The organism is Chitinophaga caeni (assembly GCF_002557795.1).
Lineage (GTDB): Bacteria > Bacteroidota > Bacteroidia > Chitinophagales > Chitinophagaceae > Chitinophaga > Chitinophaga caeni.
Genome location: NZ_CP023777.1, coordinates 641,092 through 661,516 on the forward strand (window position 1 = coordinate 641,092; position 20,425 = coordinate 661,516).

The window sequence follows — 20,425 nt, forward strand, 5'->3', positions numbered from 1 at the left end:
AGATGACGAATATACGATAATTCAATTTTTTAAAGTTCTCCGTATCCATGATTATTCCGGTGGATAAATATTCGTAATCAAAAATTAACAAGCTAATACTATTGTCCGTAAATTTGTCCGTAATTGAATGTGCTTCCATGAGTGTAAAATTTTACTTAGATAAGGCTGACAAAAGGGATTGTGCGCCCATCCACCTAGTATTGCGCCATAAATCTGTGCAAATAAAAGTGGCTACCGGGGAGAAAGTCCATAAATCGGAATGGGATCCCCAGTCGCAGTTGGTAGATGAAAAACATCCCCATCATAAGGAAATAAACAGGTACCTGTTTTTCTTGAAAGAGCAGGTAATACATTTTATGGACACGGCCGCTCCGGCACAACTAACGGAGAAAAAGTTGAAGGTGAAAATTTTGTCTTTTGTAAAAGGACGAAAGGCTAATAATGATAAGACGATCCTCCCGGCTACTTCTGATTTCGAAAAAGGTAAACAGAAGTTTACTTTCCTGGATTTATTTGCCGGCGCCGGCGGCTTTAGCGAAGGATTTTTACAAGCACAATTCAAGGACAAAATATTCGATTTCTTATTGGCTAGCGATATTAACGAAAATTGCGAGTTGACACACCTTGCCCGGTATAATTACCAGCTAGGCTTGGATGTAGCCTTTTTACGGCAAGATATCAGCGAACCGGGGTTCTTGGATAACCTGGTTAAATCATTAGATGGAAAAACGGTGGACGTAGTATGCGGCGGCCCGCCCTGCCAAAGCTTCAGCCTTGCAGGTAAACGCAGCAAATTTGATAAGAAAGATGAACTTTTTGCCCATTACCTGAAAGTGATTCGTCAATTACGACCTAAGTACTTCGTAATGGAGAATGTAAAAGGCATCCTGACCAAGGAAAGGGGGAAAATCAAGGAAATGATCTTGCAGGAAATACGTTCGATCATTGACCTGAATGACTTTCATATCCTGTTGGATTTTATTAAACGACTGGGGAAGCAAACGAAAAAATCGACATTCCTGCTCAACTGTTACCTGGACCGCCTGCAATTTGAAACCGCGATCGACAAAGAACTGGATGAGTTAAAAAGCAAATACATCCTGCTCGTTGAAAAGAAATTCAAACAGCTTACGCCTAAAATCGTAAGCTATAAAGAAAGTAAAACAAGTATCCATATCAATACGATCCGCCACGGATTTAAATTGCTCGAAAGGAGCCGCGAACTTACTGCCCTAAAGAAAAGGGTGATCCATGAGAAGTCGTCCAGTGACCTTGATAACGATTTGTTCGTCGGTGATTTCAACGCTTTTCTTACGGCGATAGACCCCGGGTATATCATCGAAAGAATCCAGAAAGCATTCCAATTCTTATCCCCTTCCAAGGAATATAAGGCTGATGTAGATGAATTGCTCGCCAGTCTCAAAATATATACTACCACGTTTGATGATTGCATGCAAGGTTTAAAGCCGTATGTAAAGGAAGCAAAAGCATCGCGGGAGTTTGAACAGATTCTTAACCAAATTAGGCTTTACAATATCGAAGAGCCGTTTGTAGCGCATGCCGCTGATTACGGTGTGCCGCAAAACAGGGAAAGGGTGCTGTTCATCGGCTGTAGGAAAGATCAATCCCCGGTGAAAGAAGTGCCGCCAACAGTATCGGCCAAGGAACGTGTCACCGTGTTCGAAGCGTTGCATGATCTTGATTTCATCAATATGGGCGAGGAAAAATTCCAATACGAGGAAGTGGATTTAAAAGCGAAATATAATGGAAGCTCCAAGGTAATGGCCGCATTACTTAAGAAACGTGATCTCGATGGCAGTATGAATGCTAAGTCCGGTTTGTCTTATTCCGATTGGTCTAAAAAAGGACGGTTGTCAGGCAGGTTTCCACATGCAAAGCATCCCTTTTTCGTAAAGCATGCAACAGAACTGAGTAATATCCAATCACATTTTGTAGCACCTTTACTAAATCATAAAACCAGCAAACAAAATAGTTCCGTTGTAAAAAGATTGGAGGTGATCTTGCAAGAAGGCGATTATGATTTGGCAAAGAAACGATTAAGGACCGAAGGACTCGCTTCCGATAAAAGAAGCTATAACGTGCTAAAGCCAAACCAACAAAGCCCTACCGTTGTCACCATCCCCGATGATTATATCCATTACGCCAGCCCGAGGGCATTAACAGTGCGGGAAATGGCCCGCTTGCAATCGTTCGACGACTCTTTTGTTTTCCAAGGGAAAAGAGCTACCGGTGGAATAAAACGAAAAATGGAAGTGCCGCAATTTACCCTGGTCGGCAATGCGGTTCCGCCGCTGTTAGCGCGTGCCGTGGCGCAGGAAATATTAAAACATATTCATTAATTAATATCATTGTTGTCCGACTAAAAATGCTTTAAAGGTACTTGAATTCCTTACCTGGTCAAGGATATAAGCGAAGGATGATACATTCACCCCCAGCCAAGAAAACCGTGGAACTTCGCACCGTTGATAGCGAAGGGAAGCTTGGCCATACAGTAGTAGAAAGGCCAGATCGAGCGATCAAATTGGTGGCCGTAATGGCCAATTTGTGCCTTTTTTTGGTGCTTTTTTGGGTAAACAAAAAAGTACAAGAAACGAGCAGATGAACATTGAATCGAACTATTGAGGGCCCCGGTTAAAATTTAGTCGGACAATAATGAATTAATATCAAAACGCCCCGGCAGTAAATATGCCGGGGCGTTTTTGACCATTGTTTTATATAAATATATTATTGTGCTAAAATCTCCCTGATTTTAACTGCCAATTCTGACTTGGTAATGGGTACGCCCATAATCTTATTATATCCTTTGGCATCTACCAAAAATTGGTCACGGATAATTTTTATCAACTGCCCATTATTGATTTCAGGAACCAGGATATGCTCATAGTTACTTAATATTTCTGCTAAATTCTTAGGGAAAGGCCGCAAATGGCGTAAATGTGCATGTGCCACTTCATGTCCTTCACTCAATAATTCCAACACGGCAGATTTGATAGCTCCGAAAGTGGATCCCCATCCCAATACCAGTACCTTTCCTTTTTCGGGCCCCAGCTCGATCTTCTGCAAGGGGAGGAAATCAGCGATCTTGTCCACTTTTTCCTGCCTGATCTTCACCATTACTTCATGGTTCTCTGGATCGTAGCTGACATTACCGGTAATGTTTTGTTTCTCCAAGCCGCCGATGCGGTGTTCCAGGCCGGCAGTTCCCGGTATAGCCCAAGGGCGAACCAGGTTCTCATCCCTTTGGTATGGGAAAAACACTTCTTCACCCTCATCCAATCCTTTTTTGAATTTCACCTCGATAGGAGCCAGGTCGCTACTTTGAGGGAAACGCCAAGGTTCGGCACCATTAGCAATATAACCATCACTTAAGAAAATAACGGGCGTCATATGCTGTACCGCGATACGGGATGCTTCATATATCGCGCTAAAACAATCAGACGGGGTAGAAGCCGCGATAATAGGCATCGGGCATTCTCCATTACGACCGTAATAAGCTTGTAATAAATCCGATTGTTCGGTTTTGGTAGGCAAACCGGTTGATGGACCCCCTCTCTGGATATTTACGATTACCAGCGGGATTTCAAGCATCACCGCCAGCCCCATAGCTTCGCCTTTCAGCGCCATGCCGGGTCCAGAAGTAGTAGTAACACCCAAGTGACCACCGTAAGCGGCGCCAATAGCAGATGTGATACCCGCAATCTCGTCTTCCGCCTGGAAAGTACGAACGCCAAAGTTTTTATGTCGGCTTAACTCATGAAGAATATCAGAAGCAGGGGTAATGGGATAAGTGCCTAGAAATATAGGTAACTGCGCCTTTTGCGCGGCTGCGATCAATCCATAAGCCAGGGCCACATTCCCGGTGATGCTTCTATATGTTCCGGGTTCCATCCTGGCTTTTTCCACCTTGTAACGGGTAGCAAAAGCTTCAACGGTTTCCCCGAAATGGTAGCCGGCATGTAAAACCTTTAGGTTACTTTCTAATATTTCAGGCTTTTTACCGAATTTCTCCTTCAAGAAATCTTCCGTGCTGGACATATCACGGTTGTATAACCAATAAATGAAGCCCAGGACAAACATATTTTTAGCCCTATCTTTTTCCTTCATCCCCAACGTAGTCTCTTTTAAAGCCTCGCGGGTCATCTTGGTAACATCTATTGTATGTAATTGATAATCAACCAATGATCCATCTTCCAGGGGATTAATTCCATCGGGGTAATTCGCTAATCTAAGATTCTTAGAGTCGAAACCATCAGAATTTGCTATGATGATTCCACCCTTTTTAAGTCCTTTCAGGTTGGCTTTTAGCGCGGCAGCATTCATGGCTACCAATACGTCGCAGGCATCGCCCGGGGTAAAAATTCTATTGGAAGAAAAGTGAAGTTGGAAACCGCTCACACCGGCCAGGGTTCCTTGCGGGGCACGGATTTCAGCGGGAAAATCCGGGAAAGTACTCAAATCGTTTCCCACTAGGGCCGTATTATTAGTGAACTGGCTTCCGGTAAGTTGCATCCCATCGCCACTATCCCCGGCAAATTTGATGACCACATCTTCCAGCTGTTCAATCGTAGTATTGGGCATTTAAGTATATATTTTAATTATATGAACTGTAAAATTAGGGATTCAGTCGCTAAAAATCGGCATTTCCTTTAGCTTCTTGATAGTTTCATGACGCAAAAGTACACAAAATTAGTAGACTTTTACAGCTGCAAGCAATTTAGAGAGGGAAGATCATTAGGTGCTTCTTAATGCTTCCTACCCAATTTCCCCCGAAAAAATTCATGGAATACCGGTTTATAAAATATCGTAAGTACTCCTAAATATATCATTCCCAAAAATGGAAATACCGTTTATCATAATACCAGGGTACTATCTACCCAGAAAAAATATAACGTTATCGCATATACGAATATTCATATAAAAATGATAAAAAAATGTTAAAAGCAACCGCTGTGGTTCATTTCGAACTTTTGGCATAGTGTTTGAAAAATTGAAATACGAGAATGCGAACAGAATTAGACGGAAACCATTCACCCTTAAAATAATTAAACACTTATCATTAATTGATGCGCTAAATTTTACACGAACCATTCTTTATTTTAAAACCATTTTAAATTTTGTATGCTATGAAAAGGATTAAAACTAGCATGTTAGCTCTGGCTGCTATAGCCATCGGTACATTCGCATTTAAAGCTATTGAAGGTGGATCCATTGGAGGTACTGTTACCCCTGGTGATGCAGCAACAGAAGCTTGGGCTGTATCCGCCACGGATACACTTAAAACCGCAGTTACTAACGGCGCTTTTTCCTTCCAAAATGCCGCGGCAGGAACTTACACCGTTGTAATTGATGCCAAAGAACCTTATAAAGATGCGACCATCAACGATGTAAAAGTGGAAGATGGGAAAGCAACAGATCTTGGAGAAATTAAATTATCCGAATAAAGTTAGTTTTCATAGGGGTTAATTAAAGCCGAGAGCCAGTTCATGCATATGCATGGCTGGCTCTCTTTTTATTTATATCAATTTTTGATATAAATAAAATTATACCCCTGTACCAAGCACCCCGTACCAAAATAGTTAATCCCCCCTTTCCAAATAACAATATGCATATTGTATAAAGCATAAACTGGGAAACGACCAATTACACGATAAAATAAACCTAAAGAAATCGAATCCGTATAATCCTGCAACCCGTTCAATACGCGAACGAAATTCTACACCCCGGACACAAATCCCCAAAAAGCCGTGGACAATTTTCCACAAGATGAAGAATTTCTTTATGGCTAACATAGGGGTAGCAGCACTTTCCGCCGTCTTTAATATGTCAGCCATTTTATTTACATCCCAATTGAAAACTGCATCATGATGCAAAAAGCTTACAAAAAAATTTCAGTGTATTTAATATGTTTTCTTTACATATTAAATTATTCATGCACCCGTGAGAACATTTTCGGCTCCGGGAATATCAAGACCGAGCGGAGAAGCGTGTCAAACTTCGAATCCATAACGGTTGAAGGTGATTTAGATGTATGGATCACCCAAGATAATAACAGGAGCGTAAAAGTTGAGGCAGAGGACAACGTATTGAAATTCATCGAGACATATACCTCCGGAAATACGCTTAAAATAAGGGTAAGACCGGATATTCACGTAAAAAGTTGGATTACCCCCAAAGTATATATCAGTAATGATATTTACAGCCAACTAAATCTTGCCGGTTCAGGTAACCTTTACAGCGAAGACACTTTGCAAGTAAATGCGCTCCATTGTGAGCTATGGGGTAGCGGTCACATCAAGCTTGCTGCCTCAGCAGAAGAATTAACTAGCAATGTACAGGGGAGCGGGCATATAGACCTGGTGGGGAATGCTAGCGATTACCGCTCCGAGATCAACGGTAGTGGATCTATCAAAGCGCTGGATCTATCCTGCCGGAATGCCAAAATACGTTTAAACGGTTCAGGGGAGCAAGTAGTAAAGGTGCGTGATTATATCGATATCAAGATTTTAGGTAGCGGTATCGTTCGTTATAAAGGAAATCCTCAAAAAGTAGACACCGAGGTCTTAGGTTCAGGTACGATTGTTAAGTTATAGCTATATCCATGAAGGTTAGTGAAAGTCTAAACCCACGAAATGTTAAAAGCAGCTCGCAACCGGGCAACCTGTATATTTGCAATATGCCAGGAAATGACCAGTTGCAGGTATTGTTAAAGGAAGATGAGCGCCGGTTTATGGCCGCCCTATTCAAATCCTATTTTACGCCGGCTTGTAAAACTATTTACAGGTTCGTCCAAGATATGTCTGTAGCAGAAGATTTAGCACAGGATGTATTTATCAAGATTTGGAATAAGAGGGCTGGTTTGGGCGAAGTATATTTTAAAGCCTATATCCAGAGATCAGCTATCAATGCCGCGTTAGATTACCTGGATAAGAAAAAACGAAGGGGTGTACACACGGAGCTGGAAGAAGAAAATATGCAGATTCCGGTGTTGCCGATGCAAGGTAATCTCCGGGAGACTGCTGCCAAGATTGATGCTGCCGTCAATGAATTACCGGAAAAATGTAGGGAGGTATTCATATTGAGCCGGTACGAAGAACTTTCTTATAAAGAGATCGCTTCCACGCTAAATATATCTGTCAAAACCGTGGAGAACCAGGTTATGACAGCCTTAAAAAAATTGAGAGTTTCACTAAAAGAACTGATAAGTAATTAGCAAATCGATTACCAGGTGCCCATCGCACCACTAACCTACAATTAATTTTACGCATGATGCTCGACAATCTTGAACATATAGAAACTTTAATCGCCAGGCAACTGGATGGCTCGCTCACGGAAAAGGAGCAAGGGGAACTCCGTGCCTGGAGACAAGCCGATCCGCAAAATGACTTGGCTTACAAGGAACTATTGCGAACCTGGGAGCTAGCCGCGGGGGAAACCAATGTCCCCGGTGTTGATATCGAATCGCAATGGCAACGGTTTCAAGGAATGGTGGATCTAGGCTCCGGAGGTGGAAGTACTCCAATTATTAATATCCCTTGGTACAAACAGTCATGGTTCAAAGTGGCTGCTGTTCTTATCCCGGTTGTTGGGCTAGCCTTGTTTATATGGAAACAACCGCAACATGACCTTGCCAATAATAATATTACCGTTGCAACGATCGATAATGAAATCAAGAACGTTCAATTACCCGATGGATCACAGATAGAACTCAATGAAAATAGCAGGTTAACCTATAGCACCGATTTTGGGACAACCGCGAGAGAGATTCAACTACTTGGTGAAGCATTTTTCGATGTGGCACCGCAAAGCACGCAGCCGTTTACTGTATTTGCAGGTAATAGCAAAACCGTAGTGCTCGGTACCAGCTTCAACATTAAAGCTTACCAGCAAGACAGTATCGAGATTGTGGTCACAACCGGTAAAGTTGCCTTCTCACTCAAGGATGCACCGGATCAGCCTGTAATTTTAACTCGAGGCAACCGGGCAAGTATGCAGGAAATAACGATCCGTAAATCAACTAATGAATCTGTTGCATTTACCCAATGGAGAGATAAAACATTTAAATATCAAGACCAGTCATTGGGTGATGTCATCAATGATATTGAGAAGAATTTCGGTATAAGGGTTATTGTTGAAGATTCAACCCTCGTAGAAATGAACTTTAATGGTACTATTTCTACCAGTTATGCTGTTTCAGAAATTTTAGACATTTTAACTGGAGCTACAAATTCGGAGTATCATATTATTGATAATATCTATTATATAAGGTAAATTTTATTGCAGTATAATATATTATCTTATTTATTTACTTCATTTAAATCGTGAATTTTTAAGAGGATTTCTTCTAACATATTTTTTATATCACAAAACTCTTGGTTTTTAGTAGGTAAACAATCAGTATAATTGTCCGTATTTAATATTATATTAATAAAATAATTAATATTAACCTTATAGTACTCAGCTAGAGTAATAATTTTTGATAAGGTGAGTTCCCCCATACCCTTCTCTAGATTAACATAAGTTGTTCTACTTACATTTATGTGTTCTGCAACTTCTAATTGGGATACACCTTTAAGTTTCCTTAATCTCTGCAAGGTTCTTCCATAGTTCATACTGCAATTTCATTAGGTTAATGATGAAAAATCAACTATCAAATAGTAACAAAAACTAATGGCAATAATAAGGATTTAATATGAGAAATACAGTAGTTGCAAATTGAAAGATTGACATTATAAATTCACAGTTAATTGTTCAAAATATTGACACTTTGGCTAATTTTCTGTTACCTCTTTCACTATTTTATTATATACATTAGTCCCATTAGAAATACCCATTTGGCCAATAAGGAATCGTCTAATTGAAATTTTTTTTATTTAAAATCTTAGTACATCCTATGAAAAAATACCTTTTAGCACTCGTAACATTATCAATGATGTTCAGTTGCCAGAAAAATTCAAATGTGAAATACTCTGCTGACAAAACTACCTCGGTGGCTGTGGCATTAACATTCGATAGGAAAGAAAATGCCCAAAGGATAGAAGAGGCTTATAAAAAACTTAACCTTCCTGAATCTGAAATGGAAAAGTATATTGAAAAAATGCTTTCAATAGTAGATTATAGTGATGCCAAAAAAGCTGAAAATTTTGTGAGTTTAAATGCTAAATTGGATACGATTATTGCTGACAATAGTTGCAACTTTTTACGGTATTCAGAATTACCGCATATGAATTATATAGCTCCAGCACCAACTATGATATGGGACCTGTCTCAATGTAAATATGAATTTATAGATGATGCTATTCTACCAACTTATAAATGCGTTGCCGGTGTGTACATTCCAGTTGGTGTAGGTACCTCTAAATTAGCATTTATCAAAGGCCATCTAACACCCAATTACTCTACAGGAATCTCTGTTTTTAATCCTGATACTGATACTAAATTTTGCATGGAACCTTAAGCTTTGACTCATTCAAACAATTAACAAAACAACTCAACCCCGGTATTATTAATACCGGGGTGAATAATATATTTAATAAGAGCACAATTAAGCGCCGCCTAACTTACATTTTTGTAACACTTCCCAAGACTTGCCGTTGTGGCGCAAGAAATAGAGGTTATTTACTTTGAAGGAGGCAGTGTACTCCTTGTTTTCGTATTCCGGCCAAGCCTTTTCAAACTGTTCGTCTGTAAGGTCTTTAAAGGCAACAGTTACGTGAGGAGTAAAACCTGTACGGGCCAACATGGTACTGAAACCGAACTCTTTGCGGAGATAATTGATCAATTGACGATGCAATGCGCTCATTTCCTCGCTTTTTTCCACGTTGATAAAAAGCACGCGGTTCTGTTTGTTCGGGAATGTACCGAAACCATTTAAAGTAACTTCAAATGGAGCTTGGTCTTTCGCAAATTCAGTCAACTCTTCGCAGAAGGCTCTTTCAAGGCTAGGATCTGCTGTGAATGGTACTTGTAACGTGATGTGCGGCAATACTTTCAATGCGTAAACCGGGCCGTAGTTCTCAGCAAATTCTTGCTTGATCTTAATGATCTCTTTACCCACCTCTGCCGTAGGCAATAAGGCAATAAAGTAAATCTTGTTGTCCGGCTTAGGAGTACGTTTGAAGCGTTGTCCACCACCACCTGGGCGTTGTTGACGACCACCGCCGCCGCGATTGTAACCACCACGGTCACCACCACCACGATTGTAGCCACCGCGATCACCACCGCCACCGCGGTTGTAACCTCCACGATCGCCACCACCGCCGCGATTGTAACCACCACGGTCACCATAGCCACCACCGCCATCGCGGTCGCGACCATAACCACCGCCGCCACCACGGTTGTAGCCGCGGTCACGGTCACCATAACCACCGCCACCATCGCGATCACGGCCATAACCTCCACCTCCACGGTTGTAACCGCGGTCACGGTCGCCGTAACCACCACCGCCATCGCGGTCGCGGCCATAGCCACCTCCAGAAGGTCTGAATCCACCATCGCGGTCGCGGCCGTAGCCACCGCCACCATCACGGTCCCTGTCTCGACCATAACCCCTGTTGTCACCATCACGATCACGGTTAAAACCGCGGTCATAATCCTTGTCGTACTCGGATTTTCTGTTAAAGCCGCCTTCCCGGTCTTTGTTGGGTTCTACATTTTCTCTGTTAAAATCAGGAGAAGAATACTTTCGGGGGCGTTCATTTCTCTCAAAGTTCATCTTACTTAATTAAGCGTTTTGAAGCAATATTTTCGATGATTTCATAAAAATGAAAAACATCTTCATACGAATTATACATAGGCGTTGGAGCTACCCTAATAACACCGGGCTCCCTCCAATCGACAATTATGCCAGCGTTCGTCAGTTGTTGGTGAATTTCCTTGCCTTTCTCATTGAATCGCAAAGATAATTGCGCACCACGTTCATTACAATCTTTTGGTGTAATTATTTCAAAATTTAATCCTTTCACTTGTGCCAGGAGGAATTCTAAATAGTTCGTTAATTGGATACTTTTAGCTCTCAGGTTGTGAATTCCGGCTGTGTCAAACAATTCCAATGAAGCTTTTAAGGAGACCATATTCATCACTTGGGCGGTACTCATTTGCCAGCCTTCCGCTGTTGCTTTTGGAATAAATCCTTTTTCCATTTTAAATCGGGTACTTTCTTCATTTCCCCACCAACCACCTAACCTGGGGTACCCCCTGTTGGCTGCATGTTTTTCATGTACAAAAGCGCCACCTACGGCGCCTGGGCCACTATTCAAGTATTTATAAGAACACCACACTGCAAAATCCACTTGCCATTCGTGTAACTGCATAGGTACATTTCCGGCTACGTGCGCAAGGTCGAACCCTGCAATGGCTCCCACTTGGTGGGCTGCCTTCGTAATTTCTGCTAAGTTATAAAGCTGACCGGTATAATAATTTATACCTCCTAGCAATATTACAGCAATTGTATCATTATGTTCGTTAATTATTTGCAAAATATCCTCAGAACGAAGCAAATGCTCTCCCGGCCTGGGTTTTATTTCAACAATAGCTTCTTCCGGGTCAAATCCGTGCATTTTCACCTGGGTTTCAACGGCGTATTGATCACTGGGGAATGCTCCTTCTTCCATTAACACTTTAAACCTTGATTTTGTTGGCTTATAAAAACTCAACATCATGAAGTGCAGATTCACGGTAAGGGTGTTCATCACCGAAATCTCGGTCTCTCTCGAACCCATGATTTTAGCTAATGGTTCACGCAAAGCTGTTTGGTAAAACAACCAAGGATTCTTGGCATTCCAATACCCTTCTACCGCGTGTTGCCTCCAATCGGCTAATTCTTGTGCTATAGCTGCTTCCACCCCTTTCGGTTGCAAGCCTAATGAATTTCCACAAAAGTATATTGCATCTTTCCCATCTCTTTCGGGAAAATAAAATTCGTCTCTAAAATTTCTTAATTCGTCTTGCCCATCCAGTTCCCGTGCGAAGGACAACGATGCTTCAAAAAGGTTCATAATGATTTCAAGGCCACGATAAGTCCATAGTATATAGCCTGTATAGGTTGGTTCTTATCTGCGTTTTCTATTTTCAACTGTAAAGTAACTCGTATATATTGTATCGCTCTTCTATAATGTATGTATACCTGGTAATCTTATTAATTTCGATGGGGCCTTAACCACATTAATCTTGCATCTTTGGTTTTCCAATTACTTAAAGATAAGTATATTCTTATTTTTTGCAAGTTATTTTTATCAATCTCCATCTAAAAGGTTCCCGAGCCCTCCAAGGATACTTCCTTCTTCTTTCCTACCGCCCGGTCCGCTCATTGAAACTATGCGGCTGGCGAGGCGGCTGATCGGCAAAGATTGGATCCAAACTTTACCCGGCCCCCTTAAAACGGCAAAGAACAAGCCTTCTCCGCCAAATACCATATTCTTAATACCTCGGATGAATTCTATATCAAAATCAATGTTTTGCGTGTAAGCCACGATACATCCCGTATCAATTTTCAATACTTCTCCTGGCATCAATTCCTTCTCTATTACCATTCCCCCGGCATGAACAAATGCCAGCCCATCTCCTTCCAACTTCTGCATGATAAACCCTTCACCACCAAATATACCGGTCCCCAACCTACGTTGGAACTCGATCCCGATGCTAACTCCCTTTGCCGCACATAGGAAAGCATCTTTCTGGCAAATAACCTTTCCCCCGAGCAATTGTAAATTTAAAGGGATGATTTTACCCGGATATGGCGCAGCGAAGCTCACGTTTTTCTTCCCGTAGCCGGAATTTGTAAAAGCGGTGATAAAAAGACTCTCCCCGGTAAGTAAACGCTTCCCGGCAGACATTAATTTTCCAAAAAAACCTTGATTTTGTTGGGAACCATCTCCAAACATCGTTTGCATTTGGATTTCTTGGTTCATCATCATAAAACTACCGCTTTCAGCTATCACGGTTTCTTGTGGGTCTAACTCTATTTCTACGATCTGCATTTCTTCACCGAAAATGCGGTAATCTATTTCATGGTTCTGTGGCATAAGTCTACTCTATAAATGTGTTATTCTCTTACCTATATCTGCTTATATCCTTCTTTAAAACAACTTAAAATATATGGATATTTAAAAATATAAAATTAGTGCTCAGCGTTTCTATAATTTCATAACAGGTTCTTCGCATGGCAAATTCTGAACTTATTTTCATTTTCGCAAGAAGAATCTTCTGAATGGCGATTTTTCCGGGTTAAATGCCCGCAACGAAAATAGCAATTTGTAGCTTAAAATATTCAAAACGGGGTAATTATCTTCTCTCAAAATGCAGCTTGCAAACTTGGCTTGCGGCTACCTTTAATAAAAAAGCCGTCTCGATGGAAATCGTGACGGCGATCTTTTAACCTACAACTGTTACACTGTTGTCTCTTACATTTCTTTTATCTATAAAGATGATGATGGGCCTGCTTTATACTACATCCTGCTGATTCGATCATTACTAACTTTACAAACAGTACATAATTCCTAGCTGATCAGCAGGCCATCTCCACCTTTCGATTATTAATTTGCTGATATATGTTTTAATTCATGATCGCTGTCTACCACCTCATCATCTTTCACCGGGAAAAAATCGTAAGGCTTTTCACTTACATAATCCCAGTCGTGCAACTTCCTTACCGTTTCCCTCCTCGTGAATATTTTCAGGATCAATACCAAGAACGGAATGTATTTTAACCATCTAGGCAAATGATATAAGTCTAATATGTCTATAGATCTCTTGTTCATCGCGTACATAACCGGAACCAAGATCAGGGTTAAGAAGGTCGCGAAGATTAAGCCGAATACCATGGTCCATGCCAAGGGCCCCCAGAATGCCACGTTATCGCCACCGAAGTAGATATGCGGGTTAAATTCCGAGAAAAGGGTTGCAAAGTCGATATTCAAACCCACGGCTAATGGTATCAAGCCAAGGATAGCTGCAATTGCGGTCAATAGTACCGGTGTCATCCTGGTTTTACCGGCCTCAACTACCGCCGGGTATACCGGGGTGTTTTGCATGATCAACAAGTCCGTAAATTCTACGAGCACGATACCGTTCCGGACGACGATCCCCGCCAAGGCCATAATACCTACACCGGTCATCACCACCGAAATATCCATACCGAATATTGCGAAGCCTAAGAATACACCGATAATACTGAATAAGATCTCCATCATGATAATTAACGGCTTGCCGATGGAGTTAAACTGTATTACCATGATCATCAAAATCAACCCGAAAGCTCCCAATGCGGCCATTCCCAAGAAGTTCATCGTTTCTTCCTGGTCTTCCTGCTCACCGGTCATCTTAACACTTACAGAAGGTGGTTTCGGGAAGTTGTCTACTGCCGTCTTGATTTGACTCACAACTTCATTGGCGTTATAACCCGTCAAAATATTGGAATATAAAGTAACCACCCTTTTCTGATCGATCCGCCTGATACCGGCATAGGTATTAGAATACCTGATATCGGCTACGGCTGCCAACGGTACCTGCCTGATCACGCCACCCATGTTCATATCCCGGTAAGTGATATTGAGGTTCATTAGGGTGTTGATGTTATTCCGTTGATCTTCCTTGAGTCTTACCATGATCGGGTAATCATCTTCGGGATCGCGGAACTTAGATACTTCGAGACCCAGCAAGGCTGTCCTCAAGGCATCCCCTATTGCCCGGGTAGAGATACCTTCCCGGTTGGCCCTTTCACGATCGATGCTAACTACTATTTCCGGTTTATTACTCTTGAAATCACTTTTCAATTCCTCCACACCGCCGATCTGCAAGGAGTCCAGGTAGTTCTTCAACTTCGTGGAAGTGTTGGCCAATTCTTCGAATTCATCGCCGGCGATTTCAATGTTGATCGGTTTCCCCGTTGGCGGGCCGCCTTGTTCTTGCTCCACTGTAATATCTACGCCCGGGATGCCCTTCACCGCTTCACGTATTTTATCGAGATATTGCACAGTCGATTGACCGTTTCTTTTGCCAAATTCCACGAAGGCAACGGTTACTTTACCTTTATTGGAGTTCACGCTCATATCCATTTCATTGGGATCACCAGCGCCAACAGCTACGTTGGAAATAATAGATTCCACGATAGGGTTATGTGCTCCTACCACCTTGGTAATTCTCTTTTCCACGATCTGGGTAATGGAGTCTGTATACTTTTGATCGGTTCCTATAGGCAGTTCCAGGTAAGTATAAACAAAGTTCGGATCCGCCTGTGGGAAGAACACTACTTTAGGTGAACGTACCATTGTTAAGACCAAGCTAAACACCAGCAAACCGAAGGTTCCCAATAATATCATAACAGGTCTCCAACCTTTCAAACACCAAAGCAATATAGCTTTATAACGCTCCTGTACCTTAGGCCAGAAATTAGTTTGGAATTTCCGTGCCACGTTGCCCAACCAAAAGCGTTCTAAGATTAATAATAAATATATGAATACAACGAGGTTACCGGTTCCGAATCCATTCCCATAACCGATCAATGCTAATACCGCGAATACGATTGTCACGATCCACATACGCTTGTTCCAAGTCGGCTTGGGATGGTTTTCACCTTCGTGCCTGTCCATGAAATCAACGGCAAATACCGGGTTGATAATATATGCAACGAATAACGATGCTACCAGGGTCGTGATCAAGGTTACCGGTAAATAGAACATGAATTTACCGATGATACCCGGCCAAAATAACAAGGGTACGAACGGCGCCAATACGGTCAAGGTGCCGGATAATACAGGCAAAAACACTTCACCAGCGGCCAATTTAGCTGCCTTCACGACACCCAAATCCTTACGTTCATAAAAGATACGGTGTACGTTTTCAATTACCACGATCGCATCATCCACCACGATACCCAGTGCCAAGAGGAAGGAAAACAATACCATCATGTTGAGCGTAAACCCGTACATCGGCATCATGATAAACGCGATGAACATCGAGATCGGAACGGATGCTGCTACGAACAAAGCGTTCACGGCGCCCATGAAGAACATCAGGATCACGGTTACGAGTATGAAACCGATAATGATCGTATTAATCAAATCATGTAAGGTAACACGGGTTGAGGTAGATTGATCTGCCGTGATCGTAACTTCAAGGTTAGTTGGCAGGTAATTTTCTTTCATCTCCTTGATGATCTCCCTGATTTTATCAGAGGCATCGATCAGGTTCTTACCGCTCTGCTTGATAACGTTCAGGGTGATTACATTTTTTCCACCCAGGCGCGCGTAACTTTCCTGCTCCTTAAAGCCGTCTTTTACTTCGGCAATATCTTTCAGGTACACGGTTGCGCCGGAGCTGCCGCGGATAACGATATCTTCAATTTTCTTGGGATCTTTATATTCCCCTTTAATACTCAGGGTTCGTTTCTGCCCGTCCACGGAAACTAAACCGCCGGAAATTGTTTTGTTTTCAGCGCTGATGGCCATCGCCACATCATCGAAACTAATCCTGGCGGCATCCATCTTGTATTTATCGAGGTTTACCTGGATTTCCCTATCCAGGGCGCCGACGATGTCTACACGGGTAATTTCATTCAAGGCTTCGATACGATCCTGCATCTCATCTGCATAGCGTTTCAACGTTTGCAAGTCGAAATCACCGGAAAGGTTCACGTTCATGATCGGCATCTGCGACACGTCGATCTTGATCACTTCCGGCGCCACTTTCATATCATTCGGCAGATCGGGTTTGGCCTCATCTACTTTTTCCCTTACTTGTTGGCGGGCCGCTTCTATATCTTCATTGGCATTAAACTCGATCGTGATCATCGAGTAATCCTGCACGGAGTTACTCTTGATGGTTTTCACACCGGAGATGGCGTTCAACTTTTTCTCGATCGGTTTAGTGATCAATGTTTCGATATCTTCCGGCGCAGTACCTTCATAATAGGTGCTGATGATAAATTGCGGGAAGACTACTTCCGGGAATTGCTCCTTCGGAAGTTTCATATAGGATAATATACCGGCCAGGGAGATGATAATGGTAGCGATGTAAATGCTTACCTTGTTATCAATACTCCAACTGGTGGGTTTAAATTCTTTGTTAGTATCTTTCATACAATTGCATTTGCAATTCGGAATAATATTTTGATGATCCGCCGGTTAGAGCTGTACCTGGTCGCCTTCGTTCAGGCCTTGGTAACCGGTTGTGACGATTTGTTCACCCACTTTCAAGCCGGAAATAATTTCTGCTTTATCATCGTAAGTCCTGCCTAGCTCAACTGTTTTCCTACCGGCAACCAGCTTGTCTCCTTCTTTGTAGATGATCATCACGTAAGGTTTACCGAGGGAGTATTGGATAACATTTACCGGTATCACGATGGCATCCGCAGCTTTATAATCGATAATCTTGATATGCGCGATCATATTCGGGCGAAGTTCAGCCGTATTAGCCAACGGTATTTCAACCTTGATGGTCCTGCTAATGGGATCAATTGTCTTGGAAGCAAAACCTATCTTGGTATGAATTTCCTTGTTGATATCGGGGAATGATACCACTACTTGATCCCCTGTTTTCACTTTAGCTGCAAAAGTTTCAGCAATATTGGCTACTACCTTGAGATCGTTGGTATTTACTACGCGGAAAGCCGGGACAGCAGGGGAAGCGATATCACCGAGCTTGGCAATAACCGCATCTACCGTACCATTAATCGGGGAAACGATTTGGTTCAACGCCAATTGTTCCTTCATGGTTGTTAACTTTTTTTCCAGCGCTTCCTTTTGATTCTTCGCGTTGAGGTATTGTACTTCGCTACCAATTTTCTGGGACCAAAGGTTCGCTTGTTTGCGGTACAGGTCTTCGGCTAATTGTAACTGTGTTTTCAATTCTTCTATCCCGGCACGTTGCACCTGGTCGTCGATTTGTGCTAACACTTGTCCTTTCTTCACATATTGTCCTTCTTTAACGTATATCGCGGTGATAACACCACCTTGGGAGCGGGTAGATACCTGTACATTTTCCCTGGCATCTACGCTACCTTGCACATCGATATAATGATAAAAAGTGGTATCGCTAACGCTAGCGACCTGCACATTCTTCATTTTAACAGTCTTGCTGGTATCACCTTCTTTCAATTTAGCTTCCAGGTCGGCCACTTCCTTCTTAAGTTCAACAAGCTTGAGGGAATCCTTGGCCCTTTGATTATTGCCTCCACCGCCACAAGCAGCGATAGACAAGGCTAAAACGGGAAGTAAATAATAACTTTTGTTCATATAAAAGGAGATTAGAATAGTTGTGTTGAATTATAATTTACCATAAGCTTTGAGGTAGCTGATCTTGGCTAAGATAGCGTTGTACAAAGCGGTGAAATAGTTATTTTGCGCCGTTAATAAACCGGTTTCAGCGGTAATCATTTCCGTGCTGGAACCCACACCTTCGCGGTATTTAACGATCGTCGTTTCGTATACATCCGTTGCCAACTGCATATTATCTTCCTGGGCTGTTAAGGATTGGATATTATCCCTGAAATTAGCCGTGGCCTGCACCTGTTCCAAGTCAATTGAAAGACGCATATTCTCTAAATTAACATTTGCTTTTTCCACGTTCAACGCGGCCTGGTCGACCTGCCGCCTTCTTTGTAAACCTGTAAAGATCGGAACGTTCAAGTTAAGGCTATAATAAGCGTAGCCGTACCAAACCCTCGATTTGAAATAATCGAATTCATTACTGGCCCTTGAGGCGCCGCCTGCGGCGGATAATGATAAAGAAGGCAGGGCATTCAACTTATAACGTTTTAAATCATATTCCAGGGCTTGCTTGGAAACGTCGAGGTAATCGTAATCCGGGCGTTGTTTATAGTCAAAATCTTGTACATCCTGCATTTGCGCTTTCACCTGTTCAATACTAAGGGTGTCGGTTAAAATAACCGGCGTTTGAATCGGCATACCGATTTGAAACTTAAGTAAGGCCGTATTTACTTCCAATGCATTTTTCAAGCGGATTTCTTCCGTTTTCAGGTTGGTGAGCTGCACGGTTAGGCGGTCAACATCCAGTTTTTCGGCAAAGCCATTTTTATAGATTTCCTTCGTTTCGAATAAAGTTCTTTCTACCCTTTGAATGTTTTCCAGGATGATTTCATGCGCTTTCTTGTTAACCAACACACCGTAATAGGATTTGTAAACCGATTCCTTTACATCGATCTTCGTGCGGGCTACATTTTTACGTGCCATTTCTTCCAGGGTTTTCCGGGCCTGTAATGCCACCATTACACTGGGATCGAACAGCACCTGGTTTAAAACCACTTGTCCTACCAGGTTATATTTTAATCCGAAAGCAAAAGGCACCAGCGTTCCTTTCGGAATGGTATCACTGAAGTTAGACGCATCGATCAATTGTTTCTGGATAACCGGGTTATCCTGGAATTGGCCTGTAGCGCTAACATTCGGCAAAGCCATCCCGCTTACTTCGCGGTTTTTTGCTAGCTGGATTAATTCATCGATCTTGGCTGTTTTAACAGCAGCTTGATTTTGCAAAGCATAATCAATAGCTTCCTGTATGCTCAGCGGGGTTGGCGCCGAGTTACTCGTCGAATTGGGACTTTGAGTTTGAGCGTTGGCATTCATAAGAATCAGCATCCTGGCCACCCATGAGCACAGGAGCTTCCAATTTAGTTGCATAAGTCCAGATTTATATTAGGGTAATTTTTGCTTGTATTTTTCAATAAGTTTATAGCCTTTTGTACTGGAGATACCGAATAAGAAATGTTCCAGCAGCACCCTTTGCACGCGTCCAACATCCAGCCCGCTCATATTGAAGAGGTCGGGTCTGAAGCAGATCAGGCAAGATGCGGCCCGGAATTGTGACATAATTTCTATATCAATATCTTCACGGTACAAACCTTCGGCAATTCCACGCTTTAAGTTTTCCTTGATGGTTTCCACGATATATACATCCTTGTATTCTTCAAATCTCTGGTAGGATTTAGCATGAAATTTTTGAAGATCGAGCAATGCAACAGGGTTCATATTCCGCAACTTATCTTCCAACATCTTCATCACTAAAAACATTTCTTCCAGGGCATCCTTAGATTGTTCTTTCCCCTCTTCACACTGCGCCTGCATGACGTTCAAATACCTAGATATGGCATGAAAAACGAGATCATCCTTATCTTCAAAATGCGCGTACAAAGTTTTCTTGGAGATTCCCATCTTCACGGCAATATCGTCCATGGTGATAGACCTTGTACCAAATTGCCGGAACAGCATGAATGCCGTATCTAATATTCGCTCTTGGACTTCCATAATTTTATTAAAGATGCTTTATCATAGATGATCAAATCCGCAACAAAACTATGGAAACTTTTTAAACTACAAAAGTTTCCATCAAAATTTTTCCAAATTTTTATTGCTAGATAAGCCGGTATTTATACAGTAATTTTACCAGGTTCGTA

15 protein-coding genes are annotated in these 20,425 nt (G+C 42.1%); 6 read left to right on the plus strand and 9 right to left on the minus strand.

The genetic code is table 11. The features are described 5' to 3' along the window. Positions 1–137 precede the first annotated feature (137 nt). Positions 138–2,360: a DNA cytosine methyltransferase gene (locus COR50_RS02585; RefSeq protein ID WP_098192529.1), complete on the plus strand. Its 2,223-nt coding sequence runs from the start codon at positions 138–140 to the stop codon at positions 2,358–2,360. Positions 2,361–2,745: 385 nt separating this feature from the next. Here the strand turns inward: COR50_RS02585 and COR50_RS02595 are convergent, their stop codons facing one another. Next, entirely contained in the window at positions 2,746–4,599 is a 1,854-nt protein-coding gene (locus COR50_RS02595) for a 2-oxoacid:acceptor oxidoreductase subunit alpha (protein ID WP_098192531.1), read from the minus strand. 545 nt (positions 4,600–5,144) lie between these two features. On the opposite strand from COR50_RS02595, the gene COR50_RS02600 reads away from it, so the two are divergent. The 4 genes from COR50_RS02600 (at position 5,145) to COR50_RS02620 (ending at position 8,289) form a co-directional block, all read left to right on the plus strand. Continuing rightward, entirely contained in the window at positions 5,145–5,462 is a 318-nt protein-coding gene (locus COR50_RS02600; protein ID WP_098192532.1) for a carboxypeptidase-like regulatory domain-containing protein, read from the plus strand. 420 nt (positions 5,463–5,882) lie between these two features. Then, the gene (locus tag COR50_RS02610; RefSeq protein ID WP_098192534.1) at positions 5,883–6,611 is read left to right on the plus strand and encodes a head GIN domain-containing protein; all 729 of its coding nucleotides are present in this window, start codon (positions 5,883–5,885) and stop codon (positions 6,609–6,611) included. An 8-nt stretch (positions 6,612–6,619) separates the two neighbouring features. Next, complete coding sequence (locus COR50_RS02615) at positions 6,620–7,231, plus strand: RNA polymerase sigma factor (protein ID WP_098192535.1); 612 nt, start codon at positions 6,620–6,622, stop codon at positions 7,229–7,231. A gap of 53 nt (positions 7,232–7,284) precedes the next feature. Continuing rightward, positions 7,285–8,289 carry a FecR family protein gene (locus COR50_RS02620; protein WP_098192536.1) on the plus strand — a complete coding sequence of 335 codons (1,005 nt, stop codon included), beginning with the start codon at positions 7,285–7,287 and terminating at the stop codon, positions 8,287–8,289. Positions 8,290–8,315: 26 nt separating this feature from the next. Here the strand turns inward: COR50_RS02620 and COR50_RS02625 are convergent, their stop codons facing one another. Then, on the minus strand, positions 8,316–8,630 hold the full coding sequence (locus COR50_RS02625) for a helix-turn-helix domain-containing protein (protein ID WP_098192537.1): 315 nt from the start codon (positions 8,628–8,630) through the stop codon (positions 8,316–8,318). A 281-nt stretch (positions 8,631–8,911) separates the two neighbouring features. Here COR50_RS02625 and COR50_RS02630 point away from each other — a divergent pair, with 281 nt between their 5' ends. After that, on the plus strand, positions 8,912–9,475 hold the full coding sequence (locus COR50_RS02630; RefSeq protein ID WP_098192538.1) for a hypothetical protein: 564 nt from the start codon (positions 8,912–8,914) through the stop codon (positions 9,473–9,475). An 87-nt stretch (positions 9,476–9,562) separates the two neighbouring features. Here COR50_RS02630 and COR50_RS22545 read toward each other — a convergent pair whose 3' ends face one another. The 7 genes from COR50_RS22545 to COR50_RS02665 all read right to left on the minus strand — a co-directional run bounded on the left by COR50_RS22545 (position 9,563) and on the right by COR50_RS02665 (position 20,276). Next, positions 9,563–10,732: a 2'-5' RNA ligase family protein gene (locus COR50_RS22545; RefSeq protein ID WP_232516257.1), complete on the minus strand. Its 1,170-nt coding sequence runs from the start codon at positions 10,730–10,732 to the stop codon at positions 9,563–9,565. 1 nt (position 10,733) lies between these two features. Beyond that, complete coding sequence (kynU, locus tag COR50_RS02640; protein ID WP_098192539.1) at positions 10,734–12,014, minus strand: kynureninase; 1,281 nt, start codon at positions 12,012–12,014, stop codon at positions 10,734–10,736. Between the two features lie 237 nt (positions 12,015–12,251). Beyond that, positions 12,252–13,040 carry a TIGR00266 family protein gene (locus COR50_RS02645; RefSeq protein WP_098192540.1) on the minus strand — a complete coding sequence of 263 codons (789 nt, stop codon included), beginning with the start codon at positions 13,038–13,040 and terminating at the stop codon, positions 12,252–12,254. A 510-nt stretch (positions 13,041–13,550) separates the two neighbouring features. Further along, on the minus strand, positions 13,551–17,093 hold the full coding sequence (locus COR50_RS02650; RefSeq protein ID WP_098192541.1) for an efflux RND transporter permease subunit: 3,543 nt from the start codon (positions 17,091–17,093) through the stop codon (positions 13,551–13,553). Between the two features lie 45 nt (positions 17,094–17,138). Next, on the minus strand, positions 17,139–18,248 hold the full coding sequence (locus COR50_RS02655; protein WP_098192542.1) for an efflux RND transporter periplasmic adaptor subunit: 1,110 nt from the start codon (positions 18,246–18,248) through the stop codon (positions 17,139–17,141). Between the two features lie 30 nt (positions 18,249–18,278). Beyond that, positions 18,279–19,652 carry a TolC family protein gene (locus tag COR50_RS02660; protein WP_098192543.1) on the minus strand — a complete coding sequence of 458 codons (1,374 nt, stop codon included), beginning with the start codon at positions 19,650–19,652 and terminating at the stop codon, positions 18,279–18,281. A 15-nt stretch (positions 19,653–19,667) separates the two neighbouring features. Further along, on the minus strand, positions 19,668–20,276 hold the full coding sequence (locus COR50_RS02665; RefSeq protein WP_098192544.1) for a TetR/AcrR family transcriptional regulator: 609 nt from the start codon (positions 20,274–20,276) through the stop codon (positions 19,668–19,670). Positions 20,277–20,425 lie beyond the last annotated feature (149 nt).

What these genes read in the sequence shown, in the direction of transcription:
- COR50_RS02615 (WP_098192535.1), top strand. Translation starts at nt 6,620, where the DNA reads ATGAAGGTTAGTGAAAGTCTAAACCCACGAAATGTTAAAAGCAGCTCG.
- COR50_RS02645 (WP_098192540.1), bottom strand. Translation starts at nt 13,040, where the DNA reads ATGCCACAGAACCATGAAATAGATTACCGCATTTTCGGTGAAGAAATG.
- kynU (WP_098192539.1), bottom strand. Translation starts at nt 12,014, where the DNA reads ATGAACCTTTTTGAAGCATCGTTGTCCTTCGCACGGGAACTGGATGGG.
- COR50_RS02600 (WP_098192532.1), top strand. Translation starts at nt 5,145, where the DNA reads ATGAAAAGGATTAAAACTAGCATGTTAGCTCTGGCTGCTATAGCCATC.
- COR50_RS02660 (WP_098192543.1), bottom strand. Translation starts at nt 19,652, where the DNA reads ATGCAACTAAATTGGAAGCTCCTGTGCTCATGGGTGGCCAGGATGCTG.
- COR50_RS22545 (WP_232516257.1), bottom strand. Translation starts at nt 10,732, where the DNA reads ATGAACTTTGAGAGAAATGAACGCCCCCGAAAGTATTCTTCTCCTGAT.
- COR50_RS02650 (WP_098192541.1), bottom strand. Translation starts at nt 17,093, where the DNA reads ATGAAAGATACTAACAAAGAATTTAAACCCACCAGTTGGAGTATTGAT.
- COR50_RS02610 (WP_098192534.1), top strand. Translation starts at nt 5,883, where the DNA reads ATGATGCAAAAAGCTTACAAAAAAATTTCAGTGTATTTAATATGTTTT.
- COR50_RS02655 (WP_098192542.1), bottom strand. Translation starts at nt 18,248, where the DNA reads ATGAACAAAAGTTATTATTTACTTCCCGTTTTAGCCTTGTCTATCGCT.
- COR50_RS02620 (WP_098192536.1), top strand. Translation starts at nt 7,285, where the DNA reads ATGATGCTCGACAATCTTGAACATATAGAAACTTTAATCGCCAGGCAA.
- COR50_RS02630 (WP_098192538.1), top strand. Translation starts at nt 8,912, where the DNA reads ATGAAAAAATACCTTTTAGCACTCGTAACATTATCAATGATGTTCAGT.
- COR50_RS02595 (WP_098192531.1), bottom strand. Translation starts at nt 4,599, where the DNA reads ATGCCCAATACTACGATTGAACAGCTGGAAGATGTGGTCATCAAATTT.
- COR50_RS02665 (WP_098192544.1), bottom strand. Translation starts at nt 20,276, where the DNA reads ATGGAAGTCCAAGAGCGAATATTAGATACGGCATTCATGCTGTTCCGG.
- COR50_RS02585 (WP_098192529.1), top strand. Translation starts at nt 138, where the DNA reads ATGAGTGTAAAATTTTACTTAGATAAGGCTGACAAAAGGGATTGTGCG.
- COR50_RS02625 (WP_098192537.1), bottom strand. Translation starts at nt 8,630, where the DNA reads ATGAACTATGGAAGAACCTTGCAGAGATTAAGGAAACTTAAAGGTGTA.